The sequence below is a fragment of the Novosphingobium sp. KACC 22771 genome, from assembly GCF_028736195.1.
Taxonomy (GTDB): Bacteria; Pseudomonadota; Alphaproteobacteria; order Sphingomonadales; family Sphingomonadaceae; genus Novosphingobium.
In genome coordinates this window covers 223,264-240,946 of the sequence record NZ_CP117881.1, presented here as the reverse complement: position 1 = coordinate 240,946, position 17,683 = coordinate 223,264, and the positions used below count along the sequence as shown (strand labels likewise).

Sequence of the window (17,683 nt, the reverse complement as noted above, 5' to 3'; positions counted from 1 at the left end):
ACCCCCATCAGCCCGGAAACGGATCGCCCAGCCGGGCAATCGCTGCTTCGGCCCATTGCACATCGGCGGGCGTGTCGATGCCCGACAGGGCGTGTTCGGGGGCGCTTACTTCGAACGTGTCGATGGTCCGCCCGCCTTCGAGAAAGCGCAGTTGCTCGAGCCCTTCGAGAATTTCATAGGGCGTGGGCGTGGTGGCCGCGAACCAGTCGAGCGCCGCCATGCGATAGCCGTAAAGCCCCAGATGCTGCCACACCGGCGAGAAGGCACCCGCCGCGCGCATGGTGGCCTCGTTGCGGATGGCCGGGATGATCGCCTTGGAAAACCACAGGGCCCGCCCGTCCGGCCCGCGCGCGCAGGTGGTGCCGCTGAAAGGCGCGGTTTGCTTGTGATGGCGCAGCCGGTCGAGCCGCGCCCAGTCGAGCCGATAGACCGGCGTTGCCACATCGGCCTGCCCCTCGCGCAGGGTGCGGATGAGGCCCGCGATGATGGTGGGCGCGATGAAGGGCGCGTCGCCCTGAAGATTGATGACCAGACCGGGCCGCCGGGCCTGTTGATGCGCGGCGGCGCAGGCGCGGGCCGAGCCGGAATCGAGCGAGGCGGGCGTCATCGCCACCGCCACGCCCAGCGCCCGCGCATGATCGGCAATGCGCGCATCATCGGTGGCCACGACCACATCGCAATGCCCCGCCTGCGCCGCCCCCACGCGCGCCGCCGCCACTACGCGTTCGAGCAGCGTGCGCCCGGCGATCATCATCAGCGGCTTGCCCGGCAGGCGGGTCGAGCCATAGCGCGCCGGAATGACGATCAGGTCCGCCGTCACGGCTTCACGCTGTGGCGGATAAGAACGCAAGATCCGGCGATGAATATTTGCCCGGTCATAGACATCCCTGATGCCATGGAAAGAAATAGGTCCAATCCGGCAAGTATGGAAATCGGCGCGGGATTGCCAGTGCTTTCGTTCTGCGCCAAGCTTGGGGCGATTGCGAGGGTGATGCCGACATATCACCGATAAACAGTCATTTAGGGGGTGAAGCACCATGCGCCTTTGCGGACAGGAGATCGGCCACACCACGCCCCTTTTCGCCATTTGCGGCCCCTGCGTGATCGAGAGCGAGGCGATGACCCTGATGGTGGCGCACAGGCTGGCCGAGATGGCGCGGCGGCTGGGCCTGATGGTGATTTTCAAAAGCTCGTTCGACAAGGCCAACCGCAGCTCGGGCCGCTCGTTTCGCGGCCCCGGCATGGACGAGGGGCTGCGCATTCTCGAAAAGGTGCGTGAGCAGACCGGCCTGCCCGTGTTGACTGATGTGCATGAGGCGCATCAGGTGGCCGCCGTCGCTTCGGTGGTGGATGTGTTGCAGACGCCCGCCTTTCTGGCGCGCCAGACCGATTTCATCGCCGCCGTGGCCGCATCAGGCCGGCCTGTGAACATCAAGAAGGCGCAGTTCATGGCGCCCGGCGATATGGCGCAGGTGGTAGCCAAGGCGCGCGATGCGGCGGCGGCGGCGGGGCATGAGACAGACAATTTCCTGCTGTGCGAGCGGGGCGCCTCGTTCGGCTATAACAATCTCGTGTCCGACATGCGCGCTCTGGCCATCATGGCGCAGACCGGGTGCCCGGTGGTGTTTGATGCCACCCATTCGGTGCAATTACCTGGCGGGCTGGGCGAAAGTTCGGGCGGCCAGCGTGAATTTGTGCCGCTGTTGGCGCGGGCGGCGGTGGCGGCGGGCGTCTCCGGCCTGTTCATGGAAACGCACCCCGACCCGGATCGGGCGCTGTCCGACGGCCCCAACGCGGTGCGGCTGGACGAGGTTGAGGAACTCTTGCGCCGGTTGCAGGCGATTGATGCGGTGGTGAAGGGCTGAAACCCGATTTCGCCTTTCGCCCTTGCCACGGCAACCCTCGTTTAATAGAACAATAGTTCTAAATAAACCGAGGGGATGACATGGTTACGCGACGTTCTGCACTCGAAGCCCTTGGCGCGGGATCACTGGGGGCGGTGATGGCAGGGGGGATGGCCGGGGCGGGCGGAGCACTGGCCGCCACGGCGGGTCCGAAACCGCGGCCCAACACCATCGCCACCGGCCCCGAGGGCGAGCGCCGCGCCGATCTTGGCAATGGCTGGTATCGCAATCCGATCATGCCGGGCGATTATCCCGATCCTTCGATCCTGAAGGATGGCGACGATTATTACATGACCCATTCCAGCTTTGATGCGGCCCCCGGCCTCATCATCTGGCATTCGCGCGATCTGGTGAACTGGCGCCCGGTCGGCCCGGCGCTGGAAAAGCCGCTGGGCACGGTGTTTGCCGTGGACATCGCCAAGCATAATGGCCGCTATTTCATCTACATCCCCTTTATGAAGGCACCATGGTCGGGCGATCTGGCCAGCTTTGCCAACATCTATGTCATCCATGCCGACAGCATGGCCGGGCCGTGGAGCGACCCCATCGACCTCAAGATCGGCGGCCTGATCGATCCGGGCCATGTCGTGGGCGAGGATGGCAAGCGCTACCTCTACCTCTCGGGCGTCAACCGGGTGGCGCTGGCCGAGGATGGGCTTTCCACCATCGGCCCGGTCGAACCGGCCTATGACGGCTGGCACTATCCCGACGAGTGGATCACCGAGGGCTATTCGCTGGAGGGGCCCAAGCTGTTCCGGCGGGGGGAATGGTTCTATCTGGTCTCGGCGGTGGGCGGTACGGGCGGCCCGGCCACCAGCCATATGGTGATCATCGCCCGCTCGAAATCGGCGCGGGGGCCTTGGGTCAATTGCCCGCATAACCCGATTGTCCGCACGCGCAGCGACAAGGAGGCCTGGTGGTCGCGCGGCCATGCCACGATGTTCGAAGGCCCCAAGGGCGCGTGGTACATGGTCTATCACGGCTATGAAAAGGACTACCGCTCGCTGGGCCGCCAGACCTTGCTAGAGCCTCTGGCATGGGGGGCCGATGGCTGGCCGCGCGCATTGGGGGGCGATCTGTCGCTGGCCATGCCGATGCCGACGGGGCGAGCGGGAACGCCGGGCGGCTTTACCCGCAGCGACGATTTCACACAGGCCGCCTTTGGCACGCGCTGGAGCTTTTACGGTGCGGCGCCGGGGGAATTGCGCCGCGCCAAGGTTGGAGCCAATAGTTCAGGGCAGGGCGTGTTGATGCTGGAGGCCAAGGGCACCGGCCCGGCCGATTGCTCGCCGTTGACCCAGACGGTGGGCGACCATGCCTATGAAATCAGCGTGATCGTCGATGTGGAGCAGGGGGCGCAGGGCGGCCTGCTGCTGTTCTATGATGACCGGCTGTTTCTGGGCATGGGCATCGATGGGCAAAGGATGGTCACATGGCGCGGCGGCCGCGCCAGCTATTGGCAGGAACCGGCGCCCAAGGTGGGCAAGCTGCATCTCAAAATCGTCAACGACCGCCAGATCGTGACGTTCTATTACAGCCTCGACGGCAAGACCTGGACCCGCCACGGTGTGCGCAGCGAAGTCTCGGGCTATCAGGCCAATACGGTCGATGATCTCTCCTCGCTGCGCCCCGCGCTCTATGCCAGCGGCAAGGGGGCGGTGCGGTTTATGGACTATCGCTTCCGCGCCCTGCCCTAGGGAGGCAATTCCCTCGCAGGCAAGGATCTGGTGCAGCGCCAGCCAGCGACCTTTGGCGCTTTGCCCTCTAATCCCATAGACGCAAAAGAAGCGGGATGCGGGAGAAGAGAATGAGACGGAGCCTGTTTGGCGCGATGGTCAGCGTGTTGGCCATTACCGCGGCCAATGCCCTTGCCCAAACGGGCGAGGACTGGATCGCGCGCCTGCCGCAGGGGCCGGGCCGCGCCGAATTCGCCGCCAATTGTAGCAAATGCCACGCCATCGGCACCGTCACCGCCAAGCCCAAGAGCGCCGCCGACTGGGACGAAACGCTCTCCAAGATGAAGAAGCTGGGCCTGATCATCGCGCCCGGCGACGAGGCGGCGGTGCGCGCCTATCTGCTGGCCCATTATCGGGCGAAGGAGGGCGGCGCGGGCGCCCCCATGCCCGTGGCAACCGGCGAGGCCAAGGCGCTCTATCCCCGGCCCACTGGCGCGAACCAATGGCCCGCCTATGGCGGCGGCGGGGGCAACGGCAATTTCTCGCCCCTCTCGCAGATCAACGCCCGGAATGTGGGCAAACTGCAACCGGCATGGACCTTCCGCTATGGCACCGGCCCCAGCAAGGCGGGCGATCAGGGGCTGGATTCGCGCTTTGAGGTAACGCCGCTGCTGATCGGCGGGGTGATGTATATTTCCACCCCCGCCACGCCGCTGAAACCCGACCTGAAGGCCAGCATCACCGCCATCCGCCCCGAAACCGGCGAGGTGATCTGGAAATATGAAAGCCCCAAGGGCATCCACGGGCGCGGCATCGCCTATTGGCCCGGCGACGCCAAGACCGCGCCGCGCCTGATCTTTGGCACCGACGAGGGCTATCTGATGGCGGTGGACGTCACCACCGGCCAGCCTGCGCGCGGTTTTGGGCGGGGCGGAGTGATCGACGCCTATATTGGCGTGGCCAGCGAGATTGTGGGCGAATCGCGCCGTTCCACCTTTACCATCCCCAATCCGGTCACGATCTGGCGCGACCTGATCATCACCGGCGCGCGTCCGGGCGAGGGCGGCCCGCCCCAGCCGCGCGGCGACATCCGCGCCTTTGACGCGCGCACAGGCCGTCAGGTCTGGGCCTTCCACGTCATCCCGGAACCGGGCGAGGCCAATCACGACACCTGGGTGGGCGATGAATGGCGCGACACATCCGGCGCCAATGTCTGGTCCACCATGGCCATCGATGAAGAGCGCGGAATCCTTTACGCCCCCACCGGCGACGCCAATTCGGGCGCGAAGGGGCCGCAGCTCTATTCCGACACTTTGCTGGCGCTGGACGCGGCCACGGGCAAGCTGTTGTGGCATCACCAATTGACCCATCACGACATCTGGGACTGGGATTCGCCCACGCCCCCGTTGCTGGCCGATGTGACGCAGGGGGGCAAATCTGTCCCCGCCGTGATGCTGACGGGCAAGCATGGGCTGTTCTTCATGTTCGACCGGGTGACGGGTGAGCCGCTCAACGGTTTCACTGAAAAGCCCACGCCCCGCGCCGATGAACCCACCGACGAGGTCTGGCCGACCCAGCCCTTTCCCGATGCGCCCGGCCCGATTGCGCGGGTCAAGATGACGCGCGATGAGATCCCCGACCTGCTCCCCGGCATGAAGGCCTCCTGCACTGATTTCTGGGACAAGAACGGCATCGTGGTGGGCGATCTTTACGCTCCGCGCCAGAGCAGCGCGCACGCCACGCTGACCTATCCCAGCCCGGTGGGCGGGCCGAACTGGGGCGGGGGCAGCTATTCGGCGCAACTGGGCTATTATTTCGTCAATGTGCAGAACCGCCCGGTCTATCGGCCCAAGGTGGCGGCGGGATCGGGCGTGGCGATGATGAACCGCAATGTGCCCGCCGGCCCGCCGCCGCCACGCCCCACCGGCCCGCGCCCGCCCCAAGGCTTTACCTATAGCGCCAATGGCATGAACCTGTCCTGCGGCGCGACGCCATGGGGCGAACTGGTGGCGGTCGATGTGGCCAAGCGGTCGGTGGCGTGGCGCGTCCCTCTGGGTATTACCGAGGCGCTGGGCAAGGCGGGCCTCAACACCGGCGCGCCCAATATCGGCGGCAATATCGTGACCGCAGGCGGCGTGGTGTTCATCGGGGCGACCAACGATCACCGCTTCCGCGCCTTTGACGCCAAGACCGGCAAGCTGCTGTGGCAGAGCGTGCTGGAGGCTTCGGCCCATTCGACGCCGATCACCTATATGGGCGCGGATGGAAAGCAATATGTCGTGGTGGCCGCAGGGGGCGGCACGGCGATCGGCGGGCCGGAAATGTCCGATACGCTGGTGGCCTATCGTTTGCCGTAAGAGGGATAATGTGATGCGTAAGATGTTCCTGCTGGGCGCGCTGCTCCCCGCCGCCGTGATGGCGCAGACGCCGCCTGCGGCGCGGCCCGCCCCCCCGCCGATGATGGGGCCTGCCTCGACGGTCAATGATCCCTGGCCGGGGATGAAGAAGCTGTTGATCATCGCGGATGTCCAGACCGGATGGCATCACGATTCGATCAACCATGCGATGGGCGTGATCGAACAGATGGGCCGCGAGCATGGCGAATGGGCCACCGTGATCCGCACCGACAGCCAGCTCATTACCAAGGCCCCGATTGTCGGCCAAGGCACACGCTATGCGGGCAAATTCGTCAACGCGCGCAATCTGGACCAGTTCGACGCGGTGTTCTTTCTGGGCAGCGGGGCGGGAGCCTTGAGCGACCAGCAGAAGGCGGACCTGCTGTCTTTCGTGAAGCAGGACGGCAAGGGCTTTATCGCAGGCCATGCCGCCAGCGTTGCCTATTACGAATGGCCCGAATTCACCGCGATGATCGGCGCCTTCATGGAGAGCGAGTTTCGCGTCGACACGATGCAGATCACCAATGAAGACCCCGCCTTTCCCGGCGCGGGGGTCTTTCCCAAGAGCTTTGCCTATACCGACCAGTTTCCCGTCATGCGCATGCCGTTTACCAGCAAGGACGCGCATGTGATCCTGCGGCTGGACCCGAGCAAGATGACGCCGGAGCAGCGCAAGACCCGCGCCGATGATGATTTCCCGCTGGTCTGGGCCAAATCCTATGGCAAGGGGCGGGTCTATAATCTGACTATCGGCCATCAGGAACAGGTCTGGGACGACCCCAAATTCCGCGAGATGGCGCATCAGGGCATCCGCTGGGCGCTGGGGCTGGTGGATGCGAAAGTGGACCCGCCCGCGCCGCCCACCCAACCCAAAACGGCGACCAAATCCAAGGGGAAATGACCCTCTTGACCCAGCCTCTCCCAGACGCCCGGCCCCCCACAGCCGGGCGTTTTTCTTTGCCCCCTCCTGTGCAGTCTCAGTCCAGAGATTGGGGCCTTCGCAGCTAGGGGCGCGAGGATCGGGCGGGCGTATGCCGGAGTCATAATCCGGCAAAACAACCGGACATCAACAAGGGGGACAGGATGAAGATCGGGCAGACAGGCCGCGCGGCTTTTGGCATTTCCTATCTGGCGCTGGCCATGGCGGGCGCGGCGCATGCACAGGACATCACCGGACGCGGGGCCGCCGAATCGAGCATCAAACAGGATGCCGAAATCATCGTGACCGGCACCGCGATCAAGGGCGTGGCCCCGGTCGGTTCGGCCACGGTGACGATGGACCGGGCCAGCCTGGTGGCGGGCGGCGTGCGCGACACGGCGCAATTGATCGCCCAATTGCCGCAAGGCTCCAGCCTTGGCACCAGCCAGAATTCGACCGGCGGGCGCCAGCAGGGCGTCAACCTGCGCGGCCTTGGCAACAATGCCACGCTGCTGCTGTTTGACGGCCATCGCTGGGCGCCGCAGGGGGTGATCTCGCAGATCCCCGACCCTTCCGTCATTCCCTTTGCCGCGATCGAGCGGGTGGAGGTCGTCACCGACGGCGCTTCGGCCATTTACGGGTCGGACGCGGTGGCGGGCGTGGTCAATTATGTGCTGCGCAAGGATTATGAAGGGCTCGAACTGACGGGCCGTTTCAACCACACGCTTTATGACCAGCGGACCGTCGAAGGCGTCCTGGGCCACCGCTGGAGCGAGGGCGGCTTTATGCTGGGCTTCAGCTATACCGACCGCGACCCGGTGAAACGCGCCGCGCGCGATTATCTGCGCAATGATCTGCGCCCCTATGGCGGCAACAACAACAATCTGATCGGCACCACGGTGTTTCCCGGCACGCCGGGCGCGCTGATCATCGGCAGCACGGTTTACGGCCTGCCCGCCACCAATGGCGCGGTGCCCACCGCCGCGCAGGTGACGGCGCTGCGCGGCAATCCCACGCTGGCCGATCCGGCGGATATGTATGATTACTTTTCCAGCCGCAAACAGATCAGCGTGCTGCTCAAGGCGCATCAGACCATCGGCGCCGGCGAACTGGTCGGCACGGTCAATTACAACCGCCGCGAAAATTCCGCCCGCGCGCAGGAAGCCCTGCCCAATATCTCGATCAACCTGACCCCCAGCAGTCCCTGGTATATCCCCGGCCTGACCACGGGCAACGAGACGCTGGTCTATAACCTTGGCCTCAATTACGCCAATTACGACCTGACCCAGCGCAACAAGGAGGAGACGTTCAACTCGACGCTGGAATATAAAACGCGCCTGTTCAAAGGCTTCGACTGGACGACTTACGGTTCCTACGGCTTCTCGTCCGGGTGCAATGTGTGTCAGCCCCAGGCCAACACCACCATTGCCGCCGTCATCGCCAACAATCCGGCCTATTATTCCACCTTCAACCCCTATTTGCCCGGCCAGCAGAGCGGGGCGGACATGCTGATCGGCGGGTTCCTGCAGGAGGCGAAATTCCGCACCGCCGATTTCGGCACCAAGATCAGCGGGGCGCTGTTTGATCTGCCCGCCGGATCGGTCAAGGTGGCCGTGGGCGGGGAATATACCGAATACTGGTTCTGGCTTTTGGCGCAGAACAAGCTGAACCTGCAGAATGTCTATCAGGTTTCGCGCAGCACCAAGAGCGGGCGCCATGTCACCTCGGCCTATGGCGAGGCGTTCATTCCGGTGTTTGGCGAGGCCAACCGCATTCCCGGCTTTGACCGGCTCGACCTGAGCGCGGCGGTGCGTTGGGACAAATATTCCGATTTCGGCACCACGGCCAATCCCAAATTCGGCCTGACATGGCAGCCGACCGGCGGCATCAAGCTGCGCGGCAGTTGGGGCACGTCCTTCCGCGCGCCCACACTGATCGAGAGCAATCCGGCAACCGTTGGCCAGACCAACCGCGTCTATATCGCCAATGGCGCCAATGATCCCGCCGTGCCCGTCACGCTGTCCAGCACAGGCCAGAGCGCGGTGCTGAACCGCACCGGCAACACCGCCGGGCTGCGGCCGGAATCGGCCACGGTCTGGTCGCTGGGGCTGGACCTGACGCCGTCCTTCACGCCCAATCTGAAATTCGGGGTCACCTATTACAACGTCAATTACAAGAACCGCATCGAGAACCTGCCCAACCAGACGGCCACCAACGCGCTGGTCCTGTCCAGCCCGGCCAATCGCGCGCTCTACAGCGATTATTTCATCGTCGCGCCCCAGCCCAACACCTGCGTCAACGGCAATTACGCGACCTATAATCCGGCCTATCTGCCCTTCCTGACCGACAAGAATGCGGTGTTTACGCCCAGCACGATCAACGACTGCACGCTGACCGGCATCGTCAATGGCGGCACGCAGAACCTTGGCAATGTGAAGCAGAGCGGGCTGGACTTCACGCTCAACTATCGTCTGGAAACCAGGGCGGGCGTGTTTGCCTTTGACGGCAGCTTTACCAAGATCCTCAACCTGCAAAAGAGCCTGACGCCGACCGGCGCGCTGTTCAACGCGCTCGACACATTCGGTTTTCAGGTCTCCTCGCGCGGGCGGGCCTCGGTCTCGTGGCGCAAGGACGGGTTCAACGCCAATATCGCGGCCAATTACGTTGGCTCCTATCTGAACAATGCCACGATCACCGTGGCGGGCGTGAAATTGCCCGATACGATGATCCCGGCATGGACCACGTTTGACGGCAATCTGGGCTATGAATTTGGTGAGAACCACCGCTGGCTGAGCGGCACAAGGCTGGCGCTGGGGGTGCAGAACCTGACCGACAAGGCGCCGCCGATTGTGCTGTCGGGCACCAATGCGGTCGATACCAACAACCATAATGTGTGGGGCCGCATCTGGACCTTTGAAATCAGCCACAAGTTCTGATTGCGCGCCATGATCCACCCTTGGCCCCGGCAGCGCGTCTGTCGGGGCCGTTTTGTGTACGAATATGAACACTTGTTGTCAGAGGGCCGCGCCTGCGTTAGGCTCTGGCCATAGAGGATAGAGGCAAAAATGCCGCAAGATTGTGGGAGACATGCCATGCGTTCATGGTCGACGGACACCCATGCCGAAGTGAACCATCTGGTTTACTGGCGCGAGGCGATCTGTGAGGCGATCTTTGAACTGGACTTTACCAGCAAGGACGAGGGGGTGGCCGCCAGCATGCAGCAGCATGACCTCGGGCCGCTTAAACTCAGCACCATTTCCATCGGCAGCGCGCATAGCGTGGTGCGATCGCAAGGGGCCGCCGCGCGCGAACGCCAGCCTCATCTCAACCTCAACTGGATCCGCAGCGGCGCATGGCAGGTCGATCATTACGGCCGCCGCGTCGATCTGGGGCCGGGCGATATGGTGCTGCTCGACAACCGCCAGCCCTACAGCGTGACGGCCGAGCATGGTTCCGAGCATATCGTGGCGCGCCTGCCGATTGAATGGGTGCGCTGCTGGCTGCCCTCGCCCGAGGCGGCGGTGGCGCGGGTGGTGCGCGCGGGCGCCCCGTGGCATGGCGTGCTGGAGGCGACGCTGACCGAGGCGATCCGCGATGAACGCGGCGACGAGGCTTGGCGCAGGCTTTGCACGCAACAGATCGGCGGGGCGCTGGCGCTGATGCTGGGGGCCACGGAAAGCCGCCTGTCGAACCACACACGCCAGCTTTACCGCCGCATCCGCACCGCGATCCAGAACCGCTTTTTCGAACATGAACTCGATGCGGCCAGCGTGGCCGCCGAGGTGGCGATTTCGCCGCGCTATCTGCACAAGATTCTGGCGCAGGAAGGCACGACCTATGTGCAGGAGCTGTTTGCCGTGCGGCTGCAACATGCCTGTACTTTGCTGAAAGATCCGCGCTTTGCCGAATTGTCGGTATCGGAAATCGGCTGGCGCTCGGGCTTTTGCGACCCCAGCCATTTTTCCCGCCGGTTCAAGGCCCATGTCGGCCAGACACCGGGGCAATGGCGGCATCAGGAACAGGCTTTGCACTGACGGCCAAGCATTTGTTCACGCCCAAACAGCGTCCCGGCCCCCTCTTGCTGATAGACCCGGATCAACAAGGTAAGCTTAAACGGGGGAGACTATGGCGCTCAAAGGTCGCGCATTCATCATCATGTGGCATGACATCACCCCCGAGGGCGATGCCGATTATAACCAATGGCACACGCGCCAGCATATGCCCGAGCGGTTGGACCACGCCGGGTTTCGCCGGTCGCGGCGGGGGGTGAACCGGGGGCTGGAGCGCCAGATCTATTTCACCCTCTATGAAGGCGATGAACTGACCAGTTTTGTGGCCGAGGATTATGCGCGAAGCCTCAATTTCCCGACCGAATGGACTCAGTCCATCGCGCCCCATTTCCGCAATTTCCGGCGCATGGCATGTGAAGTGCTGGAAACCGGCGGGCGTGGGGTGGGGGGCGCGCTGGTGTCGCTGCGCCTGCGCCTGCGCGCAGGGATGGGCGAGGGCGAGGGGCAACTTGCGCTGGCCCCCGCGCTGGCCGCGATCAATGCGATGCCGGCGGTGACGGCGGTGCATCTGGCCGCCGCCCGGCCTGACTTTTCCGAAATCCGCACCTCGGAAACTGAACTGCGCCCGCCCATGAGCGAGCCGCTCTTCGATCTGGTCATCGTGGCCGAATGCATCGGATTGGCCGAGGCGAGGGCGGCGCAGGGCGCGATGGTTGCCGCCGTCGAACAGGCCGGTTTTGCGCAGCCCTTGGCGCAGGCCTATGATGTGGCCTACACGCTGGAAAAGCGGGACGCGCAATGAAGGCGCAGGTGGGGAAACCGACCCGCAAGCGTTACGGGATGCTGGCGCTGGTCGCGCTGGCCACCGCGCTCAATTATCTCGACCGCACGCTGATGGGGGTGGCCGCCCCCGCGATGAGCCGCGAGCTGGGCCTTGGGCCGGAGATGATGGGGCTGGTCTTTGCCGCCTTTTCGTGGAGCTATGCGCTGGCGCAGGTGCCGGGGGGGATCTTCCTCGACCGCTATGGCACGCGGCTGACCTATGCGCTCTCGCTCTCGGTCTGGTCGGCCTGCACGGTGATGCAGGGGCTGGTGCGCGGCGGGTGGGCGCTGATCGCGGTGCGCCTCGGGCTGGGCGCGGCCGAGGCGCCGTGCTTTCCCGCCAACAGCCGCGTGTTGATCGCATGGTTTCCGCGCGGCGAGCGGGCGCGGGCCAATTCGATCTATTCGGTGGGCATGTATTTCGGCATCGCCTTTTGCAGCCCGCTGCTGTTCTGGATGGCCGCCCATTGGGGCTGGCGCGCCTTGTTCTGGATCGTGGGCGGGATCGGCATCGGTTATGGTCTGGTGTGGCACAGGCTCTATCGCGATCCGGCGGACCACGCGGGGGTCAATGAGGCCGAACTCGCCCTGATCCGCGCCGATGGCGGGGTGACGCAGACCGAACTCCCGCGCCCCTTCCGCTGGAGCGATGTCGGCTATCTGTTGCGTCAGCGCAGCATCATCGGCGCCTCGATCGGCCAATTCGCCACCAATTCCACGCTGGTTTTCTTCCTCACCTGGTTCCCCACCTATCTGGCCAGCGAGCGGCATATGGATTGGTTGAAGGCGGGCGTTTACGCGATGGTGCCGTTTATGGCGGCCTCGCTGGGCGTGCTGGCGGGGGGGCAGGTGTCGGATCGGCTGCTGCGTGGCGGTGTCTCGCTGGCCGCCGCGCGCAAGGCGCCGGTGATCACCGGGCTGATGCTCTCCACACTCATCGTGCTGGCCATCTGGCTGGAAAGCGATGCCGCCGTCATTGCGGTGATGAGCATCGCCTTTTTCGGGCAGGGCATGTCCAATCTGGGCTGGACCTTGGTGTCGGAAATCGCGCCCACGCGGCTCGCGGGGTTGACCGGGGGCCTGTTCAATCTCTGCACCAATCTGGCCGGGATCGCCACGCCGATCATCATCGGCATGACGGTGGGGCGGACGGGATCCTTCTTCATCGGCCTGATCTTTATCGGGGCGATGGCGTGTCTTGGCGCGGCCTCTTATGCCTTTGTGGTCAATCGGGTAGAGCGGTTGCCCAATCCGCAATAGGCGCCTGTGTCACACGTGGAACATCAGGGCCAAGCCTTACGCGAGGCCCACCACGTCTGCGGCCAGCGCCAGATAAAAACGCCCGACTTCGGCCAGCACTGCATCGTCCAGCACGAATGGCCGCCCCGCCGCCTGTTTGCCCCCCGCAAGGCCCAGCGAGGCCACCGCCAGATCGCGCGCCGTGACCGCGCAATGGTTGCGCACCGGCCCATCGCAGGCCGCGACCTGAAGCCGGCGGATCGCGCGCAGGCGGGGGCGGTGTTTGTCGAGCGGATGGAGATCGGCCGGAGCGCGCCCGGCATGGGGCGCCATCGCCCGCAAAAAAGCCCGATATTCCCCGATCAGCAGCGAGAAGAAGCGATCCAGTTCCTTGAGATGATTGCCCGAAACGCGCAACATCACCTTTTCAGGCCCCGAGGCGGCGTTCTTGCGCCCTTCGCGCCCGATCAGATAGAGGCACCCGGCCCGCAGCGTTTCAAAGGAACTGTGGAGCGCCATGGCGCTGGTGTGGTCGAACCATGGGCGGGCGATTTCGGCGCGCCGGTGGTGGCTTTGTTCCATCACGGCCTGATTGGACATGGCGTTTCTGGACATAAGGCTCCCATGGCAAGCGGGAGCATGACAACTCTCAGCCGACAGCGCTTGACGATGGAGATGCTGCCGGTGATCCATGCCTACAGAATGCGGGCGGCTTCGTCCAACGCAAATGGTATCGTTTGCGCGAAACGATGGGGGTGGTCAAAATGCCATCGCTGGTATTTTCCGCCTGCCTCTTGCGCATCGCAGGTAAAATGGCGCATCAGCCCGGAGCGGCAAAAGGGATGGGCCATGGCGACGATCAAGGATGTGGCGGAGCATTCGGGCATTTCGATCAAGACGGTTTCGCGCGTCATCAATGGCGCGCAGACGGTGCGCCCCGGCGTGCGCGAGAAGGTGGAACGCGCGATCCGCGAATTGAACTATCGCCCCGCGCTGGCCGCCCGCCAATTGGCCAGCGGGCGCAGCTATATCATCGCCATGATCGCTCCGCCGGTCACCTACAGCTATTTTTCGCGCATCATGGTGGCAACGGCCGCTGCCTGCCGCAAGGTGGGCTATCATCTGGTGCTGGAGGTGATGGCGGGCGATGATCTTTCCATCACGCTGTCTTGCGAACCGGATGCGGTCATTCTGGTGCCGCCCTTTGCCGACAATCCGCGCATCCTGGCCGCGCTGATGGAGCTGGGCAAGCCGGTGGTGCGGATCGCGGGCAAAAACGATGGCATCGGGCGCAGTGTCGAGGTGCATGATCATGCGATTGCCCGCGAAATGGCGCAATATCTGCTGGGGCGGGGGCATCGCGTGCTGGCCATGATTGCGCCGCCGCGCCCGGACATGGCCTCCGAGGAGCGGCTGACCGGTTTTCGCGACGGGCTGGCGACAAGCGGGATCGATTTGCCCGACAGCCATGTGGTGCGTGCGGGCATGACCTTTGCCGAGGGCGAGCGGGCGTTTCGCGCGCTGATGGCCTTGCCCCGGCGGCCCACGGCGATCTTTGCCGCCAATGACCAGATGGCGCTGGGCGCGATGGCCTGCGCGCTGCGCATGGGGTTCCGCGTGCCCCAGGATGTGGCGATTGCCGGGTTTGACAATGCGATCGAGGGCCAGATGTGCTATCCCGCGCTGACCAGCATTCATCAGCCGGTGGAGGAGATCGCGCGGATCGCGGTGGATATGGCGCTGGAGCGGGGCGGCGCAGATGCCAGCTTTGCGCATCATCTGGTGATCCGCGAATCCGCTTAAAATACCAGCGCTGGTATTTTGTTGACTTGGCCCGGCCGCCGCGTCATGCATGGCGCGGAAAAACGGCGCGCCGGGGGGCTTTCCTCCCCGCGCGCCCGGCAACGGGATGGGGCAATGGCGAAACTGCATACATTGATTCTGGGCGGCGCGGCCTGTTTTGCCGCCATGGCCTTTTCCGGCGGCGCGGCGCGCGCCAAGGCGCCTGATGCGCCCGAGCCATCCCGCCCGCGCAACATCATCTTCGTGCTGGTCGACGATCTGCGCTTTGACGGCATGGGCTTTCTGCAGCCCGGCCTGCTGCAAACCCCCAACATCGACCGCATGGCGCGCGAGGGCACCTACTTCCCCAATGGCGTGACCACTTCTTCGCTGTGCAGCCCCAGCCGCGCGACGATCCTGACCGGCATGACCGCGCGCAACCATGGCGTGGTGGACAATAACAATTCCTCCGAGGACGGGCTGACCTTCTTCCCCGCCTATCTGCAGCAGGCCGGGTATCAGACCGCCTTCATCGGCAAGTGGCATATGGGCAATGACACCGACGCCCCGCGCCCCGGCTTCAACAAATGGCTCAGCTTCAAGGGTCAGGGGCATTATTACCCGACCGGCGATCTGCCCGCCGCCGCGGTGGCTGCGGGCAAGGCCAATATGTTCAACGTCGATGGCAAGGAAGTGGCCCAGACCGGCTATATCACCGACGAATTGACCGATTATGCGATGAACTGGCTGGAAAAGGAGCGCGACCCCAAGAAGCCCTTCTTCCTCTATCTGAGCCACAAGGCGGTCCATTCCGATCCCTTGCCCCCGCCGCGCTATGCCCATCAGTATGACAAGGCGAAATTCACGCTGCCCGCCAGCGCGGAGAACACAGCCGAGAATTACAAGGGCAAGCCGCGCTGGGTTTATGACCAGCGCAATACATGGCATGGCATTGATTTCTTTTATAATTCCGACATGAAAATGACGGAATACCTGAAATATTACTATGCCACGCTTTCGGCGGTCGATGACAGCCTTGGCCGGATCATGGCCTATCTCAAAAAGAACCATCTGGAGAAGGACACGCTGGTCGTGTTCACCAGCGACAATGGGTTCCAGATCGGCGACCACGGGTTGATCGACAAGCGCACCGCCTATGAGGCATCGGTGCGCGTGCCGCTGGTGATGTGGGAACCGGGCACGGTGCCGGCGGGTACGGTCAACACGGGGCGCGTGCGCGGCCTAGATTTCGCGCCCACGTTCCTCAGCGTGGCGGGCGTGAAGACCATGCCCCAACAGTTCGAGGGCCAGAACGCATGGGGCCTGATCACCGGCGCGCAAAAGCCCGCGCAGTGGAACCCCAGCGACTTCATCTATGAATATTACTGGGAATGGAGCTTCCCCGAAACGCCGACCACCTTTGCCATCACGCGCGGCAATCTGAAATATATTCAGTATCACGGCATCTATGACCGCGAGGAACTGTATGACATCGGCGCCGATCCGACCGAGATGACAAACCTGATCGATGATCCGGCCCATCTTTCGGACAAGATCACCCTGCGCGCCGCGCTTTATACGCAAATGGCCAACCGTCAGGGCAAGCATATGATCCCCTATACCGGCCGCCAGTCGATCGGATCGGTCCGGCGGATGAAGGGCGGCACGGGGGCGGCGCCGTTCCCGGATGAATGGCTGGTCGAACCCAACCGGGCCGACCGCATGGACGATATCATCCCCGACAGCCCGGCCAAACAGGCGGCCAAGGCGGCGGGCCGCCCCTTTATGAACGCGCCCACCGTGGACGAGCAATTCAAGCAGATCCCGGAAAAGTGAGCGGACCATTGGCAAGTTCCGGCCGGGGCCATAGAACGGGCCGATGACGCCCGTCCCCGACCAGAACGGCCCCGACCAGAACGGCACTGATCATAACGGCCCCGGCGACACCGCCCCGGCGGCCATGCGCCTTGTGCCGGGCGGCACTTTTATGATGGGATCGTCCGCCTTCTATCCGGAGGAGGCGCCGCGCCGGAAGGTGCGCGTGGATTCCTTCCGGATGGATGAAACGCCGGTGACGAACGCGCAGTTCGCGGCCTTTGTCGAGGCCACCGGATACCGGACCTTTGCCGAAACCCCGCCCGATCCGCGCGATTATCCCGGCATGGACCCGGCACTGGCGGTGGCCGGATCGCTGGTGTTTACGATGACCGACCGGCCGGTGGATCTGGGCGATCCGTCGCAATGGTGGCGCTGGGTGGCGGGGGCCTGCTGGCGCCATCCGCTGGGGCCGGAGAGCGGGATTGACGATATTCTTGACCACCCGGTCGTGCATGTCACCCATCAGGACGCCGCCGCCTATGCCGCATGGGCGGGCAAACGTCTGCCCACCGAGGCCGAATTTGAATTTGCCGGGCGCGGCGGGCTGGAGGACGCCGAATATGCCTGGGGCGATGAACTGACCCCTGGCGGCGAGCACCGCGCCAACACATGGCAGGGCCTGTTCCCCTTTGCCAACACCGCCGCCGACGGCTGGGTGCGGACCAGCCCGGTGCGCGCCTTTCCCGCCAATTCGTATGGCATCCATGACATGATCGGCAATGTCTGGGAAATCTGCGAGGATTGGTGGAGCCTGCCCGGAGAAGCGCGAGCGCGCAAGAAAAGCGCCTGTTGCGCCATCGACAATCCGCGCGGCGGCTTTCGCGCCAAGAGCCACGACCCCGCCGACCCGACTGCCAAAGTCCCGCGCAAGGTGATCAAGGGCGGCTCGCATCTTTGCGCGCCATCCTATTGCCAGCGCTATCGCCCCGCCGCCCGGCATCCGCAGGCCATCGACAGTTCGACCAGCCATGTCGGTTTCCGCTGTGTCCGGGATGCCGATCAAGGCCAGGGCCGGCGATGGTTGACTTCCGGTTAATCCCTGATGACAGGCTTGTCA

General features: G+C 64.3%; 13 protein-coding genes. 11 read left to right on the top strand and 2 right to left on the bottom strand.

Annotation, left to right across the window (positions count from 1 at the left end):
* Positions 1-7 precede the first annotated feature (7 nt).
* On the bottom strand, positions 8-754 hold the full coding sequence (locus PQ467_RS01060) for a cytidylyltransferase domain-containing protein (RefSeq protein WP_443192990.1): 747 nt from the start codon (positions 752-754) through the stop codon (positions 8-10).
* Between the two features lie 283 nt (positions 755-1,037).
* Between PQ467_RS01060 and kdsA the strand changes: the two genes are divergently transcribed.
* From kdsA to PQ467_RS01020, 8 genes are all read left to right on the top strand, one after another.
* Entirely contained in the window at positions 1,038-1,865 is an 828-nt protein-coding gene (gene kdsA, locus PQ467_RS01055; protein WP_274174730.1) for a 3-deoxy-8-phosphooctulonate synthase, read from the top strand.
* 80 nt (positions 1,866-1,945) lie between these two features.
* Complete coding sequence (locus PQ467_RS01050; protein WP_274174729.1) at positions 1,946-3,601, top strand: family 43 glycosylhydrolase; 1,656 nt, start codon at positions 1,946-1,948, stop codon at positions 3,599-3,601.
* 110 nt (positions 3,602-3,711) lie between these two features.
* Positions 3,712-5,937: an outer membrane protein assembly factor BamB family protein gene (locus PQ467_RS01045; RefSeq protein WP_274174728.1), complete on the top strand. Its 2,226-nt coding sequence runs from the start codon at positions 3,712-3,714 to the stop codon at positions 5,935-5,937.
* A 13-nt stretch (positions 5,938-5,950) separates the two neighbouring features.
* Positions 5,951-6,877 carry a ThuA domain-containing protein gene (locus tag PQ467_RS01040; RefSeq protein WP_274174727.1) on the top strand — a complete coding sequence of 309 codons (927 nt, stop codon included), beginning with the start codon at positions 5,951-5,953 and terminating at the stop codon, positions 6,875-6,877.
* A 182-nt stretch (positions 6,878-7,059) separates the two neighbouring features.
* Positions 7,060-9,831, top strand: a complete 2,772-nt coding sequence (locus PQ467_RS01035; RefSeq protein ID WP_274174726.1) for a TonB-dependent receptor plug domain-containing protein — start codon at positions 7,060-7,062, stop codon at positions 9,829-9,831.
* 156 nt (positions 9,832-9,987) lie between these two features.
* Positions 9,988-10,929, top strand: a complete 942-nt coding sequence (locus tag PQ467_RS01030) for a helix-turn-helix domain-containing protein (RefSeq protein ID WP_274174725.1) — start codon at positions 9,988-9,990, stop codon at positions 10,927-10,929.
* Between the two features lie 91 nt (positions 10,930-11,020).
* Positions 11,021-11,707 (top strand): hypothetical protein, encoded by a 687-nt coding sequence (locus PQ467_RS01025; protein WP_274174724.1) that lies wholly within the window; start codon positions 11,021-11,023, stop codon positions 11,705-11,707.
* Positions 11,708-11,715: 8 nt separating this feature from the next.
* Entirely contained in the window at positions 11,716-12,987 is a 1,272-nt protein-coding gene (locus tag PQ467_RS01020) for an MFS transporter (RefSeq protein ID WP_274174723.1), read from the top strand.
* A 36-nt stretch (positions 12,988-13,023) separates the two neighbouring features.
* Here PQ467_RS01020 and PQ467_RS01015 read toward each other — a convergent pair whose 3' ends face one another.
* Positions 13,024-13,581 (bottom strand): hypothetical protein, encoded by a 558-nt coding sequence (locus PQ467_RS01015; protein ID WP_274174722.1) that lies wholly within the window; start codon positions 13,579-13,581, stop codon positions 13,024-13,026.
* A 234-nt stretch (positions 13,582-13,815) separates the two neighbouring features.
* Here PQ467_RS01015 and PQ467_RS01010 point away from each other — a divergent pair, with 234 nt between their 5' ends.
* The 3 genes from PQ467_RS01010 to PQ467_RS01000 all read left to right on the top strand — a co-directional run bounded on the left by PQ467_RS01010 (position 13,816) and on the right by PQ467_RS01000 (position 17,662).
* Entirely contained in the window at positions 13,816-14,769 is a 954-nt protein-coding gene (locus PQ467_RS01010) for a LacI family DNA-binding transcriptional regulator (RefSeq protein ID WP_274174721.1), read from the top strand.
* A gap of 114 nt (positions 14,770-14,883) precedes the next feature.
* Complete coding sequence (locus PQ467_RS01005; RefSeq protein ID WP_443192967.1) at positions 14,884-16,584, top strand: sulfatase family protein; 1,701 nt, start codon at positions 14,884-14,886, stop codon at positions 16,582-16,584.
* Between the two features lie 124 nt (positions 16,585-16,708).
* Positions 16,709-17,662 carry a formylglycine-generating enzyme family protein gene (locus tag PQ467_RS01000; RefSeq protein WP_274176056.1) on the top strand — a complete coding sequence of 318 codons (954 nt, stop codon included), beginning with the start codon at positions 16,709-16,711 and terminating at the stop codon, positions 17,660-17,662.
* Positions 17,663-17,683 lie beyond the last annotated feature (21 nt).

Bases quoted from the DNA above. Each gene is read 5' to 3' on its own strand.
- PQ467_RS01060 (WP_443192990.1), bottom strand. From the start codon at position 754: ATGATGATCGCCGGGCGCACGCTGCTCGAACGCGTAGTGGCGGCGGCG.
- PQ467_RS01025 (WP_274174724.1), top strand. From the start codon at position 11,021: ATGGCGCTCAAAGGTCGCGCATTCATCATCATGTGGCATGACATCACC.
- PQ467_RS01040 (WP_274174727.1), top strand. From the start codon at position 5,951: ATGCGTAAGATGTTCCTGCTGGGCGCGCTGCTCCCCGCCGCCGTGATG.
- PQ467_RS01030 (WP_274174725.1), top strand. From the start codon at position 9,988: ATGCGTTCATGGTCGACGGACACCCATGCCGAAGTGAACCATCTGGTT.
- PQ467_RS01000 (WP_274176056.1), top strand. From the start codon at position 16,709: ATGCGCCTTGTGCCGGGCGGCACTTTTATGATGGGATCGTCCGCCTTC.
- kdsA (WP_274174730.1), top strand. From the start codon at position 1,038: ATGCGCCTTTGCGGACAGGAGATCGGCCACACCACGCCCCTTTTCGCC.
- PQ467_RS01010 (WP_274174721.1), top strand. From the start codon at position 13,816: ATGGCGACGATCAAGGATGTGGCGGAGCATTCGGGCATTTCGATCAAG.
- PQ467_RS01035 (WP_274174726.1), top strand. From the start codon at position 7,060: ATGAAGATCGGGCAGACAGGCCGCGCGGCTTTTGGCATTTCCTATCTG.
- PQ467_RS01045 (WP_274174728.1), top strand. From the start codon at position 3,712: ATGAGACGGAGCCTGTTTGGCGCGATGGTCAGCGTGTTGGCCATTACC.
- PQ467_RS01050 (WP_274174729.1), top strand. From the start codon at position 1,946: ATGGTTACGCGACGTTCTGCACTCGAAGCCCTTGGCGCGGGATCACTG.
- PQ467_RS01005 (WP_443192967.1), top strand. From the start codon at position 14,884: ATGGCGAAACTGCATACATTGATTCTGGGCGGCGCGGCCTGTTTTGCC.
- PQ467_RS01015 (WP_274174722.1), bottom strand. From the start codon at position 13,581: ATGTCCAGAAACGCCATGTCCAATCAGGCCGTGATGGAACAAAGCCAC.